This window comes from Patulibacter sp. NPDC049589 (assembly GCF_040675535.1).
Classification (GTDB): domain Bacteria; phylum Actinomycetota; class Thermoleophilia; order Solirubrobacterales; family Solirubrobacteraceae; genus Patulibacter.
In genome coordinates this window covers 1-18,990 of the sequence record NZ_JBFAPC010000111.1, presented here as the reverse complement: position 1 = coordinate 18,990, position 18,990 = coordinate 1, and the positions used below count along the sequence as shown (strand labels likewise).

At 73.2% G+C, this 18,990-nt stretch carries 15 protein-coding genes; 12 read left to right on the top strand and 3 right to left on the bottom strand.

The window, feature by feature from the left end; all coding sequences use genetic code 11:
* The 4 genes from AB0L40_RS18770 to AB0L40_RS18755 form a co-directional block, all read left to right on the top strand.
* Positions 1 to 939, top strand: a 939-nt coding sequence (locus AB0L40_RS18770; protein ID WP_364357934.1) for a DUF559 domain-containing protein, incomplete at its 5' end; no start/stop codon positions are given.
* A 442-nt stretch (positions 940 to 1,381) separates the two neighbouring features.
* On the top strand, positions 1,382 to 1,681 hold the full coding sequence (locus AB0L40_RS18765; protein ID WP_364357931.1) for an antitoxin: 300 nt from the start codon (positions 1,382 to 1,384) through the stop codon (positions 1,679 to 1,681).
* 125 nt (positions 1,682 to 1,806) lie between these two features.
* Positions 1,807 to 2,532: a SprT family zinc-dependent metalloprotease gene (locus tag AB0L40_RS18760; RefSeq protein WP_364357928.1), complete on the top strand. Its 726-nt coding sequence runs from the start codon at positions 1,807 to 1,809 to the stop codon at positions 2,530 to 2,532.
* 334 nt (positions 2,533 to 2,866) lie between these two features.
* The gene (locus AB0L40_RS18755) at positions 2,867 to 4,174 is read left to right on the top strand and encodes a hypothetical protein (RefSeq protein ID WP_364357926.1); all 1,308 of its coding nucleotides are present in this window, start codon (positions 2,867 to 2,869) and stop codon (positions 4,172 to 4,174) included.
* A 153-nt stretch (positions 4,175 to 4,327) separates the two neighbouring features.
* Here AB0L40_RS18755 and AB0L40_RS18750 read toward each other — a convergent pair whose 3' ends face one another.
* Entirely contained in the window at positions 4,328 to 4,927 is a 600-nt protein-coding gene (locus AB0L40_RS18750; RefSeq protein WP_364357923.1) for a GNAT family N-acetyltransferase, read from the bottom strand.
* Positions 4,928 to 5,207: 280 nt separating this feature from the next.
* On the bottom strand, positions 5,208 to 6,539 hold the full coding sequence (locus tag AB0L40_RS18745; RefSeq protein ID WP_364357921.1) for a citrate synthase: 1,332 nt from the start codon (positions 6,537 to 6,539) through the stop codon (positions 5,208 to 5,210).
* A 228-nt stretch (positions 6,540 to 6,767) separates the two neighbouring features.
* Here AB0L40_RS18745 and AB0L40_RS18740 point away from each other — a divergent pair, with 228 nt between their 5' ends.
* Positions 6,768 to 7,661 (top strand): methyltransferase domain-containing protein, encoded by an 894-nt coding sequence (locus AB0L40_RS18740; RefSeq protein ID WP_364357918.1) that lies wholly within the window; start codon positions 6,768 to 6,770, stop codon positions 7,659 to 7,661.
* A 147-nt stretch (positions 7,662 to 7,808) separates the two neighbouring features.
* Positions 7,809 to 9,452, top strand: coding sequence for an AMP-binding protein (locus tag AB0L40_RS18735; RefSeq protein ID WP_364357915.1), 1,644 nt, complete (start codon positions 7,809 to 7,811; stop codon positions 9,450 to 9,452).
* Between the two features lie 156 nt (positions 9,453 to 9,608).
* Here the strand turns inward: AB0L40_RS18735 and dcd are convergent, their stop codons facing one another.
* Complete coding sequence (gene dcd / locus AB0L40_RS18730; protein ID WP_364357912.1) at positions 9,609 to 10,214, bottom strand: dCTP deaminase; 606 nt, start codon at positions 10,212 to 10,214, stop codon at positions 9,609 to 9,611.
* A 211-nt stretch (positions 10,215 to 10,425) separates the two neighbouring features.
* Here dcd and AB0L40_RS18725 point away from each other — a divergent pair, with 211 nt between their 5' ends.
* The 6 genes from AB0L40_RS18725 to AB0L40_RS18700 are packed head-to-tail and all read left to right on the top strand — an operon-like array spanning position 10,426 to position 18,901.
* Complete coding sequence (locus AB0L40_RS18725) at positions 10,426 to 11,805, top strand: MlaD family protein (protein WP_364357910.1); 1,380 nt, start codon at positions 10,426 to 10,428, stop codon at positions 11,803 to 11,805.
* Positions 11,802 to 13,166, top strand: coding sequence for an MlaD family protein (locus AB0L40_RS18720; protein ID WP_364357907.1), 1,365 nt, complete (start codon positions 11,802 to 11,804; stop codon positions 13,164 to 13,166). The genes AB0L40_RS18725 and AB0L40_RS18720 overlap by 4 nt, the downstream gene beginning before the upstream one ends.
* Entirely contained in the window at positions 13,163 to 14,545 is a 1,383-nt protein-coding gene (locus AB0L40_RS18715; RefSeq protein WP_364357904.1) for an MlaD family protein, read from the top strand. The genes AB0L40_RS18720 and AB0L40_RS18715 overlap by 4 nt, the downstream gene beginning before the upstream one ends.
* Positions 14,542 to 16,155, top strand: a complete 1,614-nt coding sequence (locus AB0L40_RS18710; protein ID WP_364357901.1) for an MlaD family protein — start codon at positions 14,542 to 14,544, stop codon at positions 16,153 to 16,155. Before AB0L40_RS18715 ends, AB0L40_RS18710 begins: the two co-directional genes overlap by 4 nt.
* Entirely contained in the window at positions 16,152 to 17,423 is a 1,272-nt protein-coding gene (locus AB0L40_RS18705) for an MlaD family protein (RefSeq protein WP_364357898.1), read from the top strand. Before AB0L40_RS18710 ends, AB0L40_RS18705 begins: the two co-directional genes overlap by 4 nt.
* Positions 17,420 to 18,901: an MlaD family protein gene (locus AB0L40_RS18700; protein ID WP_364357895.1), complete on the top strand. Its 1,482-nt coding sequence runs from the start codon at positions 17,420 to 17,422 to the stop codon at positions 18,899 to 18,901. The genes AB0L40_RS18705 and AB0L40_RS18700 overlap by 4 nt, the downstream gene beginning before the upstream one ends.
* Positions 18,902 to 18,990: the final 89 nt, after the last annotated feature.

The window sequence follows — 18,990 nt, the reverse complement described above, 5'->3', positions numbered from 1 at the left end:
GATCGAGGGCCGCTTCGCGGCCCTCGATCACTCAAACGCCGCGATCTCATGATCGGGGCCGCCGATTACCGGCACACCGGTGGATTCAGGCTCAGCGCGGGGGCCGACCGGCACCTCGCGGGCGCTCCACCGGCGCACGGGATCGCGGGCGCCGCCCGCCGGGCCACGCGATTCGACCAGTTGGTCGTCGTCAGCCACTGGTCGTCGCTGCGGCTCCAGCGGGTCGTCGCGGGTCGGGCCGACCGCGTCGACGTCACGGTCGTCGGTCGCGACGCCCGCCCTCGCGCGGTGGGCATTCGCGGACACCGCTGCCAGGCCCTGGACCCCGCCGATGTCGTCGTGGTCGGCGGGGTGCCCTCGACGTCCGTGGCGCGCGGCCTGATCGACGTCGCGCCCGGGGCACCCCCGGGCAGGCTGCGCCGGGCGGTCCGCGAGGCCCAGGTCCTCGGCCTGCTCTCGGCGGCGGACCTCGCCGCGGCGTGTGCCCGGGTCCCGTGGCACCCGGGAGTACGCGCCTTGACGGCGTGCGACGGCGACCTCGCGGTGCGGTTGGCGGGGGACAGCCCGCTCGCGGGAGACCTCGCGGTCTTCCTGGAGCACGAGACCGCACTCGGCCCCTGGGAGTCCCAACATCCCCTGGTCGCCCGGGGCCGCGACTACCGCTTGGACTTCGCCCGGCCCGACCTGGGGATCGCGGTCGAGGCCGACGGCGCGGGTGCCCACGGATCGAGCCAGGGAAGGACGGCGGACGCTCGGCGCGACGCCGCCGTCCTCTCGCTCGGCTGGGTCACGGTCCGCGTGACGAAGGACCGCCTCGATCACGAGCCGGACGACCTGCGCTCGGCACTGCACGCCATCGCCGCAGGGAGGGGCTGGCCAGGCCCGCCGGACCGGTGGCAGCCCCGATGCACCCGCCGCCGAGGGAGTGCCCCACGTTGACCACCGACAGGTCGCGCCGTGGTGCTCGTGCCGGACCCGACCCTGCAACCGCGCCCTCGCGAGGCAGGCGGTCGGTCGATCTTCGGCCAAGGGGGTGTCCACGATCGACCGCGCCTTCGGTCTCGGCGCCCGGTTGGCATGGGGGTCGGTCGATCTTCGGCCAAGGGGGTGTCCACGATCGACCGCGCCCGTCGTCCGGGTTCCGGGGCCAGCCCGAGGAGCGGTCGATCTCCCGCCGCGAGGTGTCCACTGACGACCGCGGGGGGCGCTCGTCGGGGAAGATGCTCGAGAATCCAGGCGGCCGCCTGCGTGCCGAACCGCACGCCCGCTTCACCGGATCCCTCAGGGAGCCGTGAGGATGGCGCGCTACCGTTCGTGCGGTCCGGAGCCCGGACGCGGCTCGCGCCGTGCCGGCTCCACCCCCGACCCCGGAGCCCCCCACATGGTCAACTTCCGCAACCTGAGCAAGCTCGCCGGCAAGGCGAAGAACCTGGCCGGCCAGCACAACGACAAGATCGATCAGGCGATCGACAAGAGCGTGAAGGCCGCCGACAAGGCGACCAAGGGGAAGTACGGCGACAAGCTCACGGCGAAGGCCGAGAAGCTCAAGGGCGCCGTCGACAAGGTCTCCGACAAGCCGGCGACGGAGACGAGCACCGGCTCGAAGCCCACGACGCCCGCCGCCGCGGCCCCGGGCGACGCCCCCGTCCCGGACCCGGACGCCCCGAAGGCCGCGAACTGAGCCGCCGCACCCCGCCGCCCGGGGGCGCCGAGCCGCTGCCGCTCCCGGGCTTCGAGCTCGCCGTGCCCGGTGCGCCGCCGGCGCCGGCCGCCCCTGCCGTGCCGCCCGCGCCCGCCGCGCCGTCCATGGGGCCCCCGCCGCCCGCCGCGCCGCCGGCGCCGGTACGTCCGGCTGCGCCCGCCGCGCCGGAGTACGAGCTGCGCCGTTCCCGCCGGGCGCGGCGGATCACCGTGCGCGTGGACCCGGACCGGGGGCTCGTCGTCACGATCCCCGCCCGCGGGACGATCCGGGACGCAGAGGCGGCGATCCGCGAGCTCGACGGCTGGATCGCCCCTCGCCTGATCGCGCTGGAGGGCCGCCGCCGCCGCGCGGCGGCCGAGGCGGCCGACGGCCTGCCCTTCCTGGGCCTGCCGCTGACCCTGGAGCCGCAGGACGGGCGGAGCCGTGTCCACCGCACCGGCGACCGCCTGCTGGTCCCCGGGGACGAGCAGCTCCGCGGCCCGGCGCTGGTGGCCTGGTACCGGGCCCGCGCCCGGGACGAGGGCGCCGCCCGGCTGGACGCCGCGGCCGCCGCCCTCGGCGCGCGCTACGAGCGCCTGCGCATCACCGACACGCGCTCGCGCTGGGGCAGCTGCTCGTCGACGGGCACCATCAGCCTCTCGTGGCGCCTGCTGATGGCCCCGGAGGCGTGCCTGGACTACGTGGTCTGGCACGAGGCCTGCCACCTCGTCCACGCGCACCACCGGCCGACGTTCTGGGCGCTGCTGCAGGAGCACGTGCCGGACTGGCGCGAGCCGTCCGCGTGGCTGCGCGAGAACGGCACGGATCTGCGCCTGCTGCTGCCGGCGTGACGCTCCCCGGGGTCGGCTCCGCCCCGGCGGTGCCCGTCCCCCGTCCGTCCCCCGGATGCCCGCACACCCCCCCGTCTCCGCCTCCCGGGTGACGTCTCCCCAGCGGCCGGCGGCTCTGCCCCTCATCGACCGGGATCGGCGGCCGGCGGCTCGGCCCCTCACCGACCGGGACCGGAGGCCGCGGTCGCCGTCGCGACTCCCGACACGCCCGTCAGTGTCGGCCGGCCCGAACGCCGTACGTCCTGCACGTACCGCGAGCGCGCCACGTCTCCACATATGGACGATCTCTCCATCATCAGCGCAGGGCTCGGCGGTCCCGGCCGACGTTGTGAAGATGCACAGTTCACGTTTCCCACGCCTCGACGGCCTCGCCGGGCGGATGGCCCGCACCGCGCGCCGCCACTGGATCGCCCTCGTCGCGCTCTTCTTCGCCCTCGGGGGCGGCGGCACGGTGGCGCTGGCCGCCGGCGGCTCGTCGTCCCGCACGTACTACGCGTGCGTGACCGCCAAGTACGGCACGTTGAACCTCACGAGCAAGGAGGGCCGGTGTGATCCCGGGGAGCGCAAGATCTCCTTCGACGCGCGCGGCCCGCGCGGGCTGGCGGGCGCGGCGGGTCGCGCGGGCCGGGCCGGGGCCGACGGCAAGAACGGCGCCGCGGGCGCCAAGGGTGCGATCGGTCCCGCCGGCCTGCTCGGCGCGATCGGCGCCACCGGCGAGCGCGGCCTGGCCGGCATCGCAGGTCAGGACGGCGCGACGGGCGAGACCGGGCTGCAGGGCGAGATCGGCGCGACCGGCAAGGACGGTGCGAAGGGCGAAACCGGCGCGACCGGCCTCCCGGGCGCCGTCGGCAAGGACGGCGCTAAGGGCGACCCCGGGGCCACCGGCCTGCAGGGCGAGACGGGCCTCCAGGGCGAGACCGGCGCGGCGGGCGGCAAGGGCGACACCGGCACCGCCGGCGAGGACGGCGCGAAGGGCGACACGGGCGCGCCGGGCAAGGACGGCGCGAAGGGCGACACGGGCGCGGCGGGCAAGGACGGCCTGAAGGGCGACACGGGCGCGGCGGGCAAGGACGGCGCGAAGGGCGACACGGGCGCGCCGGGCAAGGACGGCGCGAAGGGCGACACGGGCGCGCCGGGCAAGGACGGCGCGAAGGGCGACACCGGCGCGGCCGGCAACGACGGGGCCGCCGGCAAGGACGGCGCCGCGGGGACGGGCGGCGTCTCCGCGACGGACCAGAACGGCGCCTCGCTGGGTCGCGTGATCTCCTCGAGCTCGACGAACGTCACGGTCCTGACGTCGGCCGGCTACCAGGTCACGATCGCGTGGACGGGCAAGCCGACGCCCGCGCAGATCTACTACGGGGGCACGTGCGCGTCCCCGGGCACCGCGTACCTCAACGCCTCGGGGCAGGCGATCATCAGCGGCAAGCTGCTGGTGTACTCCGGCTCCCTGGGCTCGTACGCCCGTCCCGCCGACGTCGTCGACGGCGTCTCGACGGGCGCGCCGTTCGTCTCCACCATCATCGACAACCCCGCCTGTGGCACGAGCGCGGGGACGCGGAGCGCGCACCGCCTCGAGACGGTGACCAACACGCAGGTCGGCCTGCCGGCGACGATCGCCGGACCGATCACGATCGGCTGAGCGCCGCGGTCGCCGCAGCCCCGGGCTCCGGTCGGCCCGTTCGGCTCCGTTCGGCCCGTTCGGCTCCGGTCGGCCCGTTCGGCCCGTTCGGCCGGACCGGCTCCGGTCGGACGCCGCGGCGCCGCCGGGCGAGGGCCCCGCCCGGTGACCGCGTCAGGCGACGAGCCGCACGGGCACCACCGGCGCGACGGGCGTCCGGCGGCCCGGCCGCATCCGGCGGTTGTGCGCCAGGAGCGCCAGCCGCCCGGTGTGGGCGGGCAAGGAGGTGAGGACCTCATTGGTGACGCCGTCGCGGAGCACCTCGACCTCGCCGCCCATCCGGCGGAAGAGGCCCTCGGACGCCACGTTGCCGGCGAGCATCGAGCCGCTCAGGGAGGTCACGCCCTCCTCGACGGCGCGGTCGGCGAGGGCGATCGCCAGGGCGCTGCCCAGGCCCAGGCCCTGCAGGTGGTCGGCGACCACGAATGCGGCCTCGGCGGCCTCGGGGTGCGCGGGGTCGCGGACCCAGCGGGCGACGGCCAGCAGCCGCTCGGGCCGCTCGGGATCCACGGCGACGAGCGCGACGTGGCCGTGCTGGTCGACGTCGGTCAGGTACCGCACGTCGCTGGAGCTCAAGCGCGGCTTGGCGCTGAGGAAGCGGTCGCGGACCGTCTCGGGCGAGAGCCGCTGGTGGAACCGGCGCAGCAGCGGGGCGTCCTCGGCCGCGATCGGCCGGACCAGCACCCGTGAACCGTCGTGGAGGGGAACGAACATACGTTCCATGTTCCTCGCGCCGATCCCTCCGGTCGTTGGCCCCCGTCACACGACGCCCCGCGATGGGTCACAGACGGCCGATACCTCCCAGAAACGAACAACCTGGCGTCTGTGCGCCGCGTCCGGCCGACCCCGGACCGACCGCGGGACCGCCGTGGCGGTCCCGCGGTCCTGCTGGAGCGCCGGGGGCTGCTGCCCCGGACGCGCCTACGGGTGCCCCGAGCCCCGCGGTCGTCCGACGCGGTCGGACGGCAGACGCTCGGGGCCGGGCCCGTTCCCCCTAGCGGTCCTCGATCTTCACGTAGTCGCGCGTGCGATCGCCGGTGTAGATCTGCCGCGGGCGGGCGATCTTCTGCTCCTTGTCGCCCACCATCTCCAGCCACTGGGCGACCCAGCCCGGGGTGCGGCCGATGGCGAACATGACGGTGAACATCTCGACCGGGAGGCCGAGGGCCTCGTAGATCAGGCCCGAGTAGAAGTCGACGTTCGGGTAGAGCTTGCGGCTGACGAAGTAGTCGTCCTCCAGCGCGATCCGCTCGAGCTCCTTGGCGACCTCGAGCAGCGGGTTCTCGGTCCCGGTGGCCTCGAAGACGTCCTCGACGGCCTTCTTCAGGATCTTCGCGCGGGGGTCGAAGTTCTTGTAGACGCGGTGACCGAAGCCCATGAGCTTCTCTTCACCGTTCTTGACCCGGTCGATGAAGCCCGGGACGTTGTCGACGCTCGCGATGCGGGCGAGCATCTCCAGCACGCTTTGGTTGGCGCCGCCGTGGAGCGGGCCGTAGAGCGCGGCGATGCCGGCGGAGACGGCGGAGTACGGGTCGACCTGCGAGGAGCCCACCGCGCGGACGGACGACGTGGAGCAGTTCTGCTCGTGGTCGGCGTGCAGGATCAGGAGGACGTCGAGCGCCTTGGCGATCCGGGGATCGGCCTGGTACTTGAGCTCGGCGACCTTGAACAGCATGCCGAGGAAGTTCTCGGCGTAGTTCAGGTCGTTGTCCGGGTAGACGTACGGCATGCCCTTCGCGTGGCGGTACGCGAAGGCGGCGAGCGTCGGGACCTTGGCGATCAGGCGCACGATCTGCTCGTACTGCGTCTGCTCGTCGTGGATGTTCTTCGCCTCGGGGTAGAACGTCGACAGGGCGCCGACCGAGGAGAGGAGCATGCCCATGGGGTGGGCGTCGTAGCGGAAGCCCTCCACGAGCGACTTGACGTTCTCGTGCACGAACGTGTGGATCGTGATCGCGTGCGTCCACTCGGCGAGCTGCTCCGTGTTCGGGAGCTCGCCGTAGATCAGGAGGTATGCGACCTCGAGGAACGTCGCCTGCTCCGCGAGCTGCTCGATCGGGTAGCCGCGGTACTCGAGGATCCCCTTGTCGCCGTCGATGTAGGTGATCGCCGACCGACACGCCGCGGTGTTCGTGAACGCCGGGTCGTAGGTCATGAGGCCGAAGTCGTCCTCGTCGGTCTTGATCGCGCGGAAGTCCATCGCGCGGACCGTCCCGTCCGTGATCGGCACCTCGTAGGACTTGCCGGTCCGGTTGTCGACGACGCTCAGCGTCTCCTGGGCCGTGCCGACCGCCGCGTCGGCGCCGGTCTCCTGGGTCTCGCTCATAGGGACTCTCCGTGTTCTCTGTCCGCTTGCATTGCGCAGTCTATGCACCGGGCGCCGAAAGGTCCCGCCCCGGTATACAAGCGGCCCGCCTGGAGTTCACGCGGGCGACCGCCGGAGGGCCGGACCGGGGCCACCCCTACCCGGGACGCGCGGGCCGCAGACGCGCCGCTGCGCCGCCGGGTCCCGCCGGGCGACCGCCGCCCGGGCGCGGCCCGATACGGTCCGCCGGTGCTCCCCGAGGCGACCGACCGGACCCTGGCGCTGCCGGACGACGCGCGGATCCTCGACGTCGGGGGCTGGGCGGCGCCGTTCAACCGCGCGACGCACGTGATCGACGCGATGCCCTTCGAGAGCCGCGGCGCGATGGGCTTCTCCTACGGCGGCCCGCAGGAGCGCTTCGGCGCCGACACCTGGACGCAGACCGACTTCTGCGCCCGCGAGCCGTGGCCCTTCGCGGACGACGAGTTCGACTTCGTCCTCTGCGTCACGACGCTCGAGGACGTGCGGGACCCGATCTGGGTCTGCCAGGAGATGAGCCGCGTCGCGAAGGCCGGCTACCTCGAGGTCCCGTCGATCCTCAACGAGCTGACCTGGCGGCTGCCGGGGGAGGGGGACTACGTCGGCAACCGCCACCACCACTGGTTCTGCCGTGCGACCGCCGCGGCGGGACGCCCGGGCGACGCCCTGGGCGCGACGGTGATCGAGCCCGGTGCTGCGGCGGGCGCCCCGGCCACGATCGAGTTCGTCCACAAGCAGCACGGCGTCCACGCCGACCCGACGATCCGCGTGACGCCGTCGATGGCGGTCGAGCTCGCGCTCGACGAGCAGCTGCAGGGCCTGTTCTGGGAGGGTGAGGTGCAGGCGGGCGAGCGGCTGCTGATCGGCGAGACGCTCCACGCGGAGCTGCGCGAGGCGGTCGCGGCGCGCTTCCCGGCGTCGGCGCCGGAGCGCGCTCTGCGGGGCCTCGAGGCCCGGGTCCGCGGTCGCGCCGCGGCCCTGGCGGATCCGCTCCGCCGGCGCGCCGGGGGACGCCTGCGCGCCCTGCGCGGCGGCACGGTGCCGGCCGAGAGCGTGGTCTCCGAGGACCACGTCCGACCCGGCCTCGGGCGCCCGCGGGACTGACCTTCCGGCCGGCGCCGGCCCCACCGCCGCGAGGTCGCCGGCCCCGGCCGCGCGGGGCCGTCCGCGGTCCCGGGGAGTCGTGACGCCTGCGTCAAGTTCCCGCCCACGGCCGCCCGTCGACGGCTCCCGCCGGGTACGCTCCGGCCCATGTCGCCGCGCGCCGCCGGGTCCGCCCTCGCCGTCCCCACCGAGATCGGGCGGAGGGCGGCCGAGGAGGGGACCTTCGTCGCCGCCTGCGTGCGGGCGGGGCTCCTGCGGCTGAAGAGCCCGGCGACCCTCAAGGACGGCCTGAAGGCGTACCGCCAGCGCGGACCGCTCGGCGCCGTGCTGGCGCTCTCCGTCTCCCGCACCCCCGACGCGGTCGCGATCGTCGACGACCGCGGCAGCACGACGTACGGCACGTTCGAGGCGCGCACGAACGCGATCGCCAACGCCTGGAGCGCCGCCGGCGTCCGGGCCGGCGACGGCGTCGGGATCATGGTCCGCAACCACGCGGGCTTTCTCGAGGCGCTGTTCGCCTGCGTGAAGCTCGGCGCGAAGGCGATCTTCATGAACACGTCGTTCTCGGGCCCGCAGCTGGCGGCCGTCTCGGACCGCGAGGGCGTCCAGGTGCTCGTCTACGACGAGGAGTTCGCCGACGTCGTGACGAACGTCGCGGCGCCGTCGGGCCGCTACCGCGCCTGGACGACCACCGAGGGCGACGACGCCGACGACACGCTCCAGCACCTGGCCGTCACGGGCGGCCAGGCGCCGCCGCCGGCCCCGGCTCGCCACGCGTCGCTGATCATCCTGACCAGCGGGACGACCGGCACGCCGAAGGGCGCCGCGCGCCAGCAGCCAAAGTCGCTGGCCCCGTTCGGCGGCCCGCTCTCGCGCCTGCCGTTCAAGGGCGGCGAGACGACCGTCCTGCCGACCCCGATGTTCCACGCGATCGGGCTGCTGCAGTCGCTGATCGCGATCGGCCTGGGCAGCACGCTGATCCTGCACCACAAGTTCGACCCGGAGCAGACCCTCGACGACGTCGAGCGGCACGGCGCGTCCGCCCTGGTCGTCGTCCCGGTGATGCTGCGCCGCGTCCTGGACGCCTACGACCAACGCGAGAAGAAGCCCGACCTCTCGTCGCTGCGGATCGTCTTCGCCGGCGGCTCGCAGCTCGGCGGCACGCTCGCCACGCGGGCGATGGACACGATCGGGGACGTGGTCTACAACCTCTACGGCTCCACCGAGGTCGCGATCGCGACGATCGCCAGCCCCCAGGAGCTGCGGACCGCGCCGGACTCCGTCGGCAGCGTCGTGACCGGCTCCCGCGTCCGGATCCTCGACCAGGACGGCAAGGACGTCCCGAAGGGCACCACCGGCCGGATCTTCGTCGGCACCGCGATGCCGTTCGAGGGCTACACCGGCGGCGGCACGAAGGACCTGATCGACGGCCTGATGTCCTCCGGCGACGTCGGGCACTTCGACGACCACGACCTGCTGACGATCGACGGCCGCGACGACGACATGATCGTCTCGGGAGGCGAGAACGTCTTCCCCGGCGAGCTCGAGGAGCTGCTGGCGGGGCACGAGAAGATCTCGGAGGCGGCGGTCCTGGGCGTCGACGACGAGGAGTTCGGCCAGCGCCTGAAGGCCTTCGTCGTGCTGAAGGAGGGTCAGGAGCTCTCCGAGGACGAGGTCAAGGCGTACGCGAGGGACAACCTCGCCCGCTACAAGGTGCCGCGAGAGGTCGTCTTCCTCGACGAGCTCCCGCGCAACCCCACCGGCAAGGTCCTCAAGCGCGACCTGCAGTAGGCCGCGGGGCCCACGCCGGGCGCCGACGGGGCGTCACCGCGCGGGGTGGTCGCGGTTCCCTCGCCGCCAGCGACGAAAGGGCGACCACCCTCCGGCGACGGCCCCGGCCCACCACTCTCCCGCGACCACCCACCGGCGGTCGCTCGCAGGCCGCGCTCAGCGCTCGGCCGGGCCGCCGGGTCGGGCCGGCTCGGGGCGGGCGGGGCCACCTTCGTAGCGCGACGCCGTGGCCTCGACCTGGCCGTGGTAGTGGCTGCCGAGGTCCGGGTGGCCATACGGGCGCGCGGCCGGCTGGTCGAGCGTCATGAACGACAGCTGCGCGATCGGCAGGCCGGGGCGCAGCAGGATCGGCACGCGGGTCAGGTTGGCCAGCTCGAGGGTCAGCGTGCCCTTCCAGCCCGGGTCGCAGAAGCCGGCCGTGGCGTGCACGATCAGGCCGAGCCGGCCGAGCGAGCTCTTGCCCTCGATCCGGGCGACGATGTCGTCCGGGAGCTCGACCCACTCCTCCGTGCGGCCGAGGCAGAACTCGCCCGGATGGATGACGAACGGCTCGTCGCCCTCGCACACGACCTGCTCCGTGAGGTTCTCCGGCGGGTCCGCGAGGTCGATCGACGTTACGCGATGGTTATGGAAGACCCGGAACGACCGGCCGAGCTTCAGGTCGATCGACGCGGGCTGGACCGAGTCGTCGTCCCAGGGGGTGATGCGGAGGCGATCGTCCGTCACCAGCTGGCGAATCGTCGTGTCGGACAGCACGGGCATGGGGCGGAGCGTAGCCCTTCGGGAGGCGGGTCCGCCCCCGCCGTTCCGGGACCTGGCGGTCCGGAACGGGCCGCGAATGCCTACTCGCGGTCGCAAAACGGCTCTCGCCGGTCGGTTCCCGGTTGCGCGTCCTCACGACGGATCCGTATATTCGACGCGCCGAGGAGCGATCCGTGCGCAACATCACTCCCATGGATCCCCGGAACGACACGTGACCAAGCCACCCGTCCGCACCATCGTCATCGCGCTCGCGCTGATCGTCGCCGTCGTGGTCGTCGTGAAGGTGCTCGGCGGCGGGACGAGCTACACCGTCGACGCGAAGTTCCAGGACGCCGGCCAGGTCGTGAAGGGCAACCAGGTCCGCGTCGCCGGGGCCACGGTCGGCACGGTCGCGGACGTCGAGCTCGCCGACGACGGCGAGGCGATCCTGAAGCTGAAGATCACGAAGGACGAGTACAAGCCGCTGCACCAGGGCACCCGCGTGATCCTGCGCAACTCGTCCCTCTCGTCGATCGCCAACCGCATCATGGTCCTCGAGCCGGGCCCGGACAACGCGCCCGAGATCAAGGACGGCGGCGCGATCGAGGCGGAGGACACCCGCTCGGCCACGGACATCGACCAGGTCCTCAACGCGATCGACGCGAAGGGCCGGCAGTACCTTCAGACGCTCGTCCGCGGCGGCGCGACGGCCTTCACCGGCGCCGAGAAGCAGACGAACCAGCTGCTCGAGCGCCTCTCGCCGGCCCTGACCCAGACGCGCCGGACGATCGACGAGCTGACGTCCGACGAGCCGGCGCTGCGCCGCATCGTCACGGGCTCGGCCGCGGTCTCCTCGACGCTCGCCGAGAACTCCGGCGACCTCGAGGCCGGGCTGCAGTCCACCGCGGTCACGCTGAAGGCGACCGCGGACGAGCGCGAGGCCCTGCGGTCCCTCATCACCCGCGCCCCGTCGTTCCTGCGCCGCACGAACACGACGCTGGCCAACACCCGCGTCCTGCTGCGCGAGGCCCGCCCGCTGCTGCGCGAGGTCCGCCCGGTCGCCCCCCGCCTCGCCACCACGCTGCGGCTCGCCAGCCCGCTGACCGCCGAGGGCATCCCGCTGCTGAAGAACGTGCGCGCCACGCTGCCGTCGCTGTCGGACACGCTCACGCGGACCCCGAAGCTCGCCGGGCAGATCGTGCCCTTGAGCACCGAGCTGAGCCAGGCCCTGACGACGTCGAAGCCGATCCTCACCGAGATCCGCAACTACAGCCCGGACCTCGCGTCCGGCCTGCTGACCGGGTTCGGCGGCAAGGCCGGCGGCTACTACGACGCCAACGGCCACTACGCCCGCATCGCCCCGGTCGTCAACGGTGCCGCGCTGGGCGACCTGGTCCAGCCGCTGCTCGGCGGCCTCACGAACGTGCTCTCGCCGCTCCTGGGCACCGGGCTCGCGACGCCCCAGACCCATCAGACGGAGCGCTGCCCGGGCGGTGGGTCCCAGACGAACCCGGACGGGTCCAACCCGAACCCGGCCGGCCACGCGGGCAAGTGCGACGTGACCCAGGTCCCCCTCGGGGGCAAGAACGCCGTGACGAGGTCGAAGCGATGATGCCGGTCCGCAGGCACCTGCTGATGGGGGCCACCGCGGTCGTCCTCGTCCCCGTGCTCGCCGGGTGCGGCGGGGGCGGCGACGCCGGGCGCGAGGGCGCGACGGGCAGCACGAAGCTCGACGCGATCTTCGACAACGCGTCGTTCGTCGGCGCCGGCCAGGACGTCCGCGTCGCCGGCGCCACGGTCGGCAAGGTCACGAAGGTCGCGCTGACGAAGGACCGCAAGGCGCGGATCTCGATGGACGTCGACCGGGAGTTCCTGCCGTTCCGCCAGGACGCCTCCTGCACGATCCTGCCGCAGTCGCTGATCGGCGAGAAGTTCGTCGAGTGCGACCCCGGCTCGCCGTCGTCGCCCGCGCTGACGGCCGGGCCCGGCGGCGGCACGACGACGGTCCCGCTGAAGAACACCCAGAGCCCGGTCGACCTCGACCTCGTGGTCGCCATGCTCGGCCAGCCCACGAACGTCCGCACGCAGCTGCTCCTCAACGAGTTCGGCGCGGGCTTCGCGACGCGCGGCAAGGACCTCGACGCGGCGATCCGGCGGTCCAACCCGTTCCTCGCCTACACCCGCAAGACGCTGACGATCCTCGAGCGCGACAAGCAGGCCCTCGGCCGGATCGTCGACGCCAGCGACACGATCCTGACGAAGCTCGACGCGCAGAAGAGCGCCATCGCGGGCACGTTCGACGGCGCCGCCGCGACGCTCAAGCCGACGGCGGACTACCGGGTGCAACTCGACGGGGCGATCAAGGACCTGCCGCCGACGCTCGAGGCCGTCCGGCCCGCGCTGCGCTCGCTCCGCGACCTCTCCGACGACGCCCGCCCGACGCTCGTGGCGCTGCGTCAGAGCTCCCCGGCGCTGTCGACCCTGGCCGGCGACCTCGGCCCGCTGTCGGACGCCGCCCGGCCCGCGCTGCGCCGCCTGGCGAGCGCCTCGCGCACCGGCACCCCGATCCTCCGGCGCTCCCTGGCCCCGCTGCAGCAGCTGCAGGGCACGGTCAACGCGCTCGCGCCCGTCACCCCGCTGGCGACGACGCTGAACGAGAGCCTCAGCGACAACGGCGTGCCGGAGAACCTGGCCCAGTTCATCTTCAACGTGTCGATGGCCACGGCCCGCAAGGACTCGATCTCCCACATCGTGCCCGCCAACGTCCTCCTGACGCCCTGCATCCTGTCGGCCGAGACGCCGGTCCCCGGCTGCGAGGCGAAGTTCACGTCGGAGGCCTCGGGCGCCAACCAGCTCCGGACCGCCCAGCTGAAGTCCTTCCTGGGCGCCCAGAAGTCCAAGGCCGCGGCCGAGAAGGCGTCGGGCACACCGTCCACGGCGCTCGTTCCCGGCGTCCCGGAGACGGACCGATGAACCGCCGCCGCTCCTCTCTCGCGGGCAGCCCGGTCCTGATCGGCGCCGCCACGGCGCTGATCGCGCTCGTCGCCGTGGTCCTCTCGTACAACGCGAACAAGGGCCTGCCCTTCATCTCGACGTACGACATCTCCGCCGAGGTGCAGGACGCGAAGAAGCTGACCACCAGCGTCGACGTCCGCATCGGCGGCAAGCGGGTCGGCCAGGTGTCCGAGATCAAGGCGATGAAGTCCAAGGACGGCAAGCGCTACTTCTCGCGTCTGTCGCTGAAGCTCGACAAGACCGTCGCCGAGCTGCCCGTCGACACGAAGCTGCGGATCCGCCCGAAGAGCATCATCGGCGCGAAGTTCGTCGAGCTCTACCCGGGCACGAGCACGAAGACGATCGCCGCCGGGGGCACGATCCCGGAGGCGGACACGAGCGCCTCGGTCGACCTCGACGAGGTCACCGGCCTGTTCGACCAGAACCTCCGGCGCTCGTACCGCGGCGTCATCAAGGAGGCGGCCAACGGCTTCGCCGGGCGCGGCGCCTCGCTGAACGAGGGGCTCGACGCGATCCCGCCGACGCTCTCCAGCGGGACGACGTTCCTCCGCACGCTGTCGGACCCCTCCACGCAGCTCAGCCGCTTCGTGCTCGGCCTCGACGCCACGACCCAGGCGCTCCTACCGGCGTCGGACAACCTGTCGGGCCTGTTCGTCGCCGCGGAGACGACGCTGAAGGCGATCGGCTCCGAGGGTCAGGCGCTCGGCGAGACGATCCAGCTGACGCCGAGCGTCGAGCACGCGACCCAGAGCGCCTCGCGGGTCGCCGCTCCGGTCCTGCGCGATGCCGCGGCGCTCGCCAAGGAGCTGCGGCCGGGCGTCCGCCAGCTGCCGCGCACCGTCGCGGCGCTGCACCAGGTCGCCGTCCGGGGGATCCCGGTCCTCAAGCGCGCCCCGGTGCTCGGCACGCAGCTGCAGGCCACGCTGCGCTCCGTCGACGGGACGCTGCAGCGGAAGTCCTTCGGGGACTCGCTGACGCTGCTGACGCCGACGGCGGAGAACCTCCTGCCCGCGCTGCAGCTGCTGACGCCGCAGCAGACGACGTGCAACTACGTCGGCCTCTTCGCCCGCAACGCCTCGAGCGCCGGCAGCGCCGGTGACGAGAACGGCAACTGGCTGCGGATCGGGCTCGTCCTGCCGCTCGCGCAGACCCTGCGCTCCCCCGACGCCGACCCGAACCTCCACTACCAGGTGTATCCGGACAACGATCCCGGCGGATGCGCGGTCGGCAGCGAGCCGTACCGCTCCGGCAAGACGATCGGCCCGGTCCCCGGGCAGCACTCGGGCGCCAACCCGCGCACGTCCGCCCCCGCCGGCACCCCGAAGGGCCCCCGATGAGCCCGTCGATCCGTCGCAAGCGCGGCTCCCGTCGCTCGGTGCGCCACCTGACGCCCGAGCAGACCGTCCGCCGCAACGTCCTCTGGGGCGCGGCGACGCTCCTGGTCGCCGCGATCCTCGTCTTCCTCGTGTTCGGCGGGGGCATCCCCGGCACCGGGCCGAAGAAGCTCGAGGTCCTCACGAAGGACGCCGGCGTGCTGCGCGTCGGCGCGGCGACGAAGGTCCGCGTGGCCGGTGTCGACGTCGGCACCGTCTCGGGCCTGAAGCCCGCCGACGGCAAGCCCGGCTACTCGGTGATCACGGTCTCGCTGAACGACAAGGCCCCGGTCTTCCGGCGCGACGCGACCGTGAAGATCCGCCCGCGGCTGTTCCTCGAGGGCAACTTCTTCCTCGACATCAGCCCCGGCAGCCCGGACTCGCCGGTGCTCGGCAACACCCCGATCCCGCCGGGCGCCGTGACGCTGCACGTCGCCGCCGACGAGGTCTTCAGCGCGTTCGACTCGCAGACCCGCGAGAACTTCCAGCAGACGCTGAAGGCGTTCGGCGAGGGCCTGCAGGGCGGCGGCGCCGAGGCGCTGAACACCTTCCTGAAGGCGACCCCCGCCGCGCTGGACGACATCGCCAAGGTGATGAAGTCCGCCCGCGGCACGAAGGACGGCGACCTGCAGGCGCTCGTCCGCGAGGCCGGCGGCGTGCTCGCCAACCTCCAGGCCCACGAGGCCGGACTGCGCGGCACGATCACCGGCGGCCGCAAGACATTCGACGCGTTCGCCGCGAACTCCGCGGCGCTGCAGCGCACGATCGCCGGGCTCGACACGACGACCCGCCGGCTGATGCCGCAGCTCACGCGCATCAACGCGGCGATCCCGGAGGGTCGCGCCCTGGTGCGCGACGCCCGCCCGCTGGCCCGCCGCCTGCCGAGCTTCCTCGACGTCGCCAACCCGGCGCTGCGGTCGCTCCTGTCGCTCGCGAAGTCCAAGGACGTCCAGGGGCTGACCGCCGAGCTGCGGCCCGCGCTGCGCACGATCAGCCGCTCGGCGGAGCCTCTGGGCACGGTCGCCGACGACCTGCGGCCCGTCGCGAAGTGCCTGAACCAGAACCTGCTGCCGATCCTGAACAGCGTCGTTCCCGACGGCTCGCTGACGACGAACCTCAAGGTCTACGAGGAGCTCGGCGGCACGTTCACCGGCCTCGGCGCGTCGACCCAGGAGTTCGACGCCAACGGCCCGTGGGTCCGGTACCTCATCGGCCTCGGCAACCAGGCGATCTCCACCAACGACGCCGGCGGCACGCTGAGCGCGACCGCGGAGCGCCCGATCGCGGGCTCCACGCCCACGCCGGTCAGCCTCCCGCCGCTGCGCCCCGACGTCCCGTGCGAGACCCAGGCGGTCCCGACGCTCGACACGAAGATGAAGCCGTTCGTGGGGACGCAGACCAGGGCGAACGTCGACAAGCAGCAGGTGACCGAGATCGTCGACAAGGGTCTGCGGACCATCCAGGGCCTCGACGAGGGCGGCAAGGACCTCACGGCGATCGATCGCCGGCTGCAGACGCTGCTCGGGCCCGACACGCCCGGCGACGCCGCCGCGACGACGGGGGCCGGACGATGAAGACCATCCGGATGGCGCTCCGCCAGTACTGGTGGGCGGTCGGCGTGATCATCGGCGCGATGGTGCTCTCGCTGGTCGTCGCGGGCTACATCCTCACGCAGCAGCGGTTCCGCCCCCTCGCGGACACGTACGAGGTCAAGGCGAAGTTCGCCTCGGCCCAGGCCGTGACCCCCGGCCAGGGGCAGGCCGTCGCGGTCGCCGGCGTCACCGTCGGGCAGATCACGAAGGCCGACCTCGTCGATGGCCAGGCACGCGTGACGATGAAGATCGACCGGCCGAAGCTCGCGAGCGTCCGCGAGGACGCCCACGTGACGCTGCGCCCGCGCACGGGTCTGCAGGACATGACGATCGAGCTCGACCCGGGGTCCGACCGCCGGCCGGCGATCAAGGACGGCGGCACGATCCCGCAGACCCAGTCGACGTCGCAGGTCCAGCTCGACGAGGCCGTCGCGTCGCTCGACAGCGACACCCGCGGGTACTTCCAGCAGCTGCTGCAGGCCAGCTCGACGGGCTTCAAGGGCAACGCCAAGCGCTTCCAGCAGATCCTGCGCACGGCGGCCCCGACGGCGCGCCAGACGCACCGCGTGCTCGAGGTCCTGACCGAGCGCCGTCACGCGCTGTCGAACGTCGTCTCGCGCCTGGGCAGCCTGTCCAAGGCGATCGGCGAGCACGACCAGGCCGTCGGGGACACGCTCGACCGCGCCGCCGCGACGCTGACGACGATCGGAGGCCGCGACCGCGAGCTGCGCCAGTCGCTGGAGCAGCTGCCGCCCACGCTGACCCTCGCCGACCAGGCCGTGACGAAGACCGGCGCCCTGGCCGACGAGCTGATCCCGACGTCGAAGGCCCTCCGGCCCGCGATCAAGGACGTGACGCAGGCGCTGCCGGAGGCGAAGCCGCTCCTGAAGGAGCTGCCCGGGGACCTCGCGCCCGTGCGAAAGCTCGCCGTGCAGGGCCGGGGACCCGTCCGCGAGCTGCGCAAGACCGTCCAGGCGCTGGAGCCGCAGCTGGCGGACCTCGACACGAGCTCGAAGGTCCTCCAGCACGTCGTCAACGTCCTCGGCTACGACCCGCCGGGCGAGCAGAAGGGCTACTCCTACTACCTCGGCTGGTTCGCGCACAACACGAACTCGCTGTTCTCCACCCAGGACGCCAACGGCGCCGCCTGGCGCGGTCAGCTGCTGCTCTCCTGCGGCTCCCTGACCGCGGCGACCGGGTCGATCCCGGCCGTCGGACAACTGCTGACCGGTCTGGGGGTCTGCAAGTGAACAAGAACCGCCCCCATCCCGCGCAGATCGCGATCATGGTCGCGTTCGCGCTGTCGTGCTTCGGCCTGCTGCTGTTCCTGTGGACGAGCTTCGGCGGCCCCGTGCCGCTGAAGGCCCAGCCGTACCAGGTGAAGACGGCCTTCGCCCAGGGCACCCAGCTCGCCGGCTACGCGGACGTCCGGATCAGCGGCGTCACCGTCGGCAAGGTCACGAAGATCGTGCGCGACGGCGGCAAGGCGAAGGTCACGATGAAGATCGACGCGAAGTTCGCGCCGCTCCCGCAGGACACCCGCGCGACGCTGCGCACCAAGACCCTCGTCGGCGAGACCTTCGTCGACCTGTCGTTCGGGTCGCGGAAGAACCAGACGATCAAGAAGACCTACATCGCCGACGGCGGGACGATCCCGGCGCGGAACGTCCAGCCGACCGTCGAGCTCGACCAGATCCTCGACGCGTTCGACGCCCGGACGCGGAAGGACCTCAAGTCGCTCCTGACGTCGCTGGCGAAGGGCACCGACGGGCAGGGCAAGAACCTCAACGCGGCGATCGGGCAGGTCGCCCCGCTGGCCGAGGGCGCCGACTCGCTCTTCAGCATCCTCAACCGGCAGTCGGCGGAGGTCCGCTCCGGGACCCGGGACTTCGGCACGACGTTCGCTGCGCTCGGCCGCCGCTCGGGTGCGATCCAGGGCATCGCCGAGTCCGGACGCCAGCTGCTCGAGACGACCGCGTCGATCACGCCGGCCCTGCGCCAGACGCTGGACCAGCTGCCGTCGTTCGCCCGCGAGGCCCGGCGCTTCATGACCACCACGGAGGCCACGGCCCGCGCGGCCAAGCCGGCGCTGGCGGACCTCGAGCCCGTCACCCCGCTCGTGCGCCCGGCGCTGCAGCGCCTCGCGGTGCTGTCGCCCGAGCTCGAGAAGACGCTCGTCGAGCTGAACCCCGTGCTCAGCAAGGTGAAGTCCGGCATGCCGCCGCTGCGGTCGATCGTCAACTCCCTGCGGCCCCTGACCGACAGCCTCGAGCCCGCGTCGGAGGACCTCCTGCCGATCGCGCAGTTCGTCAAGGCCTACAAGCGCGAGCTGCCGGTGACGTTCGCCAACGCCGGCGCGGCGATCCAGGCGACGGCCCCGGACGCCAAGGGCGTGCAGCGATCGTACCTGCGCCTCGCGGCGCCGATCAACGGCGAGACCGTCGCCGGCGCCACGACCCGCAACCCGAACAGCCGCTACAGCCCGTACCCGCGGCCGGGCGAGCTCGAGCTGGCCGGCACGGGCAAGAACCCGTCGTTCGCCTGCGACCACCTGGGCAACAGCTCGGGCATCCTCACCGGGATCCTCGACCTGGCGGGGGCGGGCGGTCCGCCGTGTGTCGCGCAGCAGCCGTTCGCGATCAACGGCGTCTCGAAGGTCTACCCGCGCCTGCAGCCGGTCACGCCGGACCAGGTCCGGTCGGGGATCCTGACGCGCTCCCAGCGCTGAGCCGCCGGCGGGTCCGGCGGTCCCGGAACGACGACGGGCCCGCGATCGCGGGCCCGTCGTCGCTCCGGGCGGGTCCGGGCGTCGCGCCG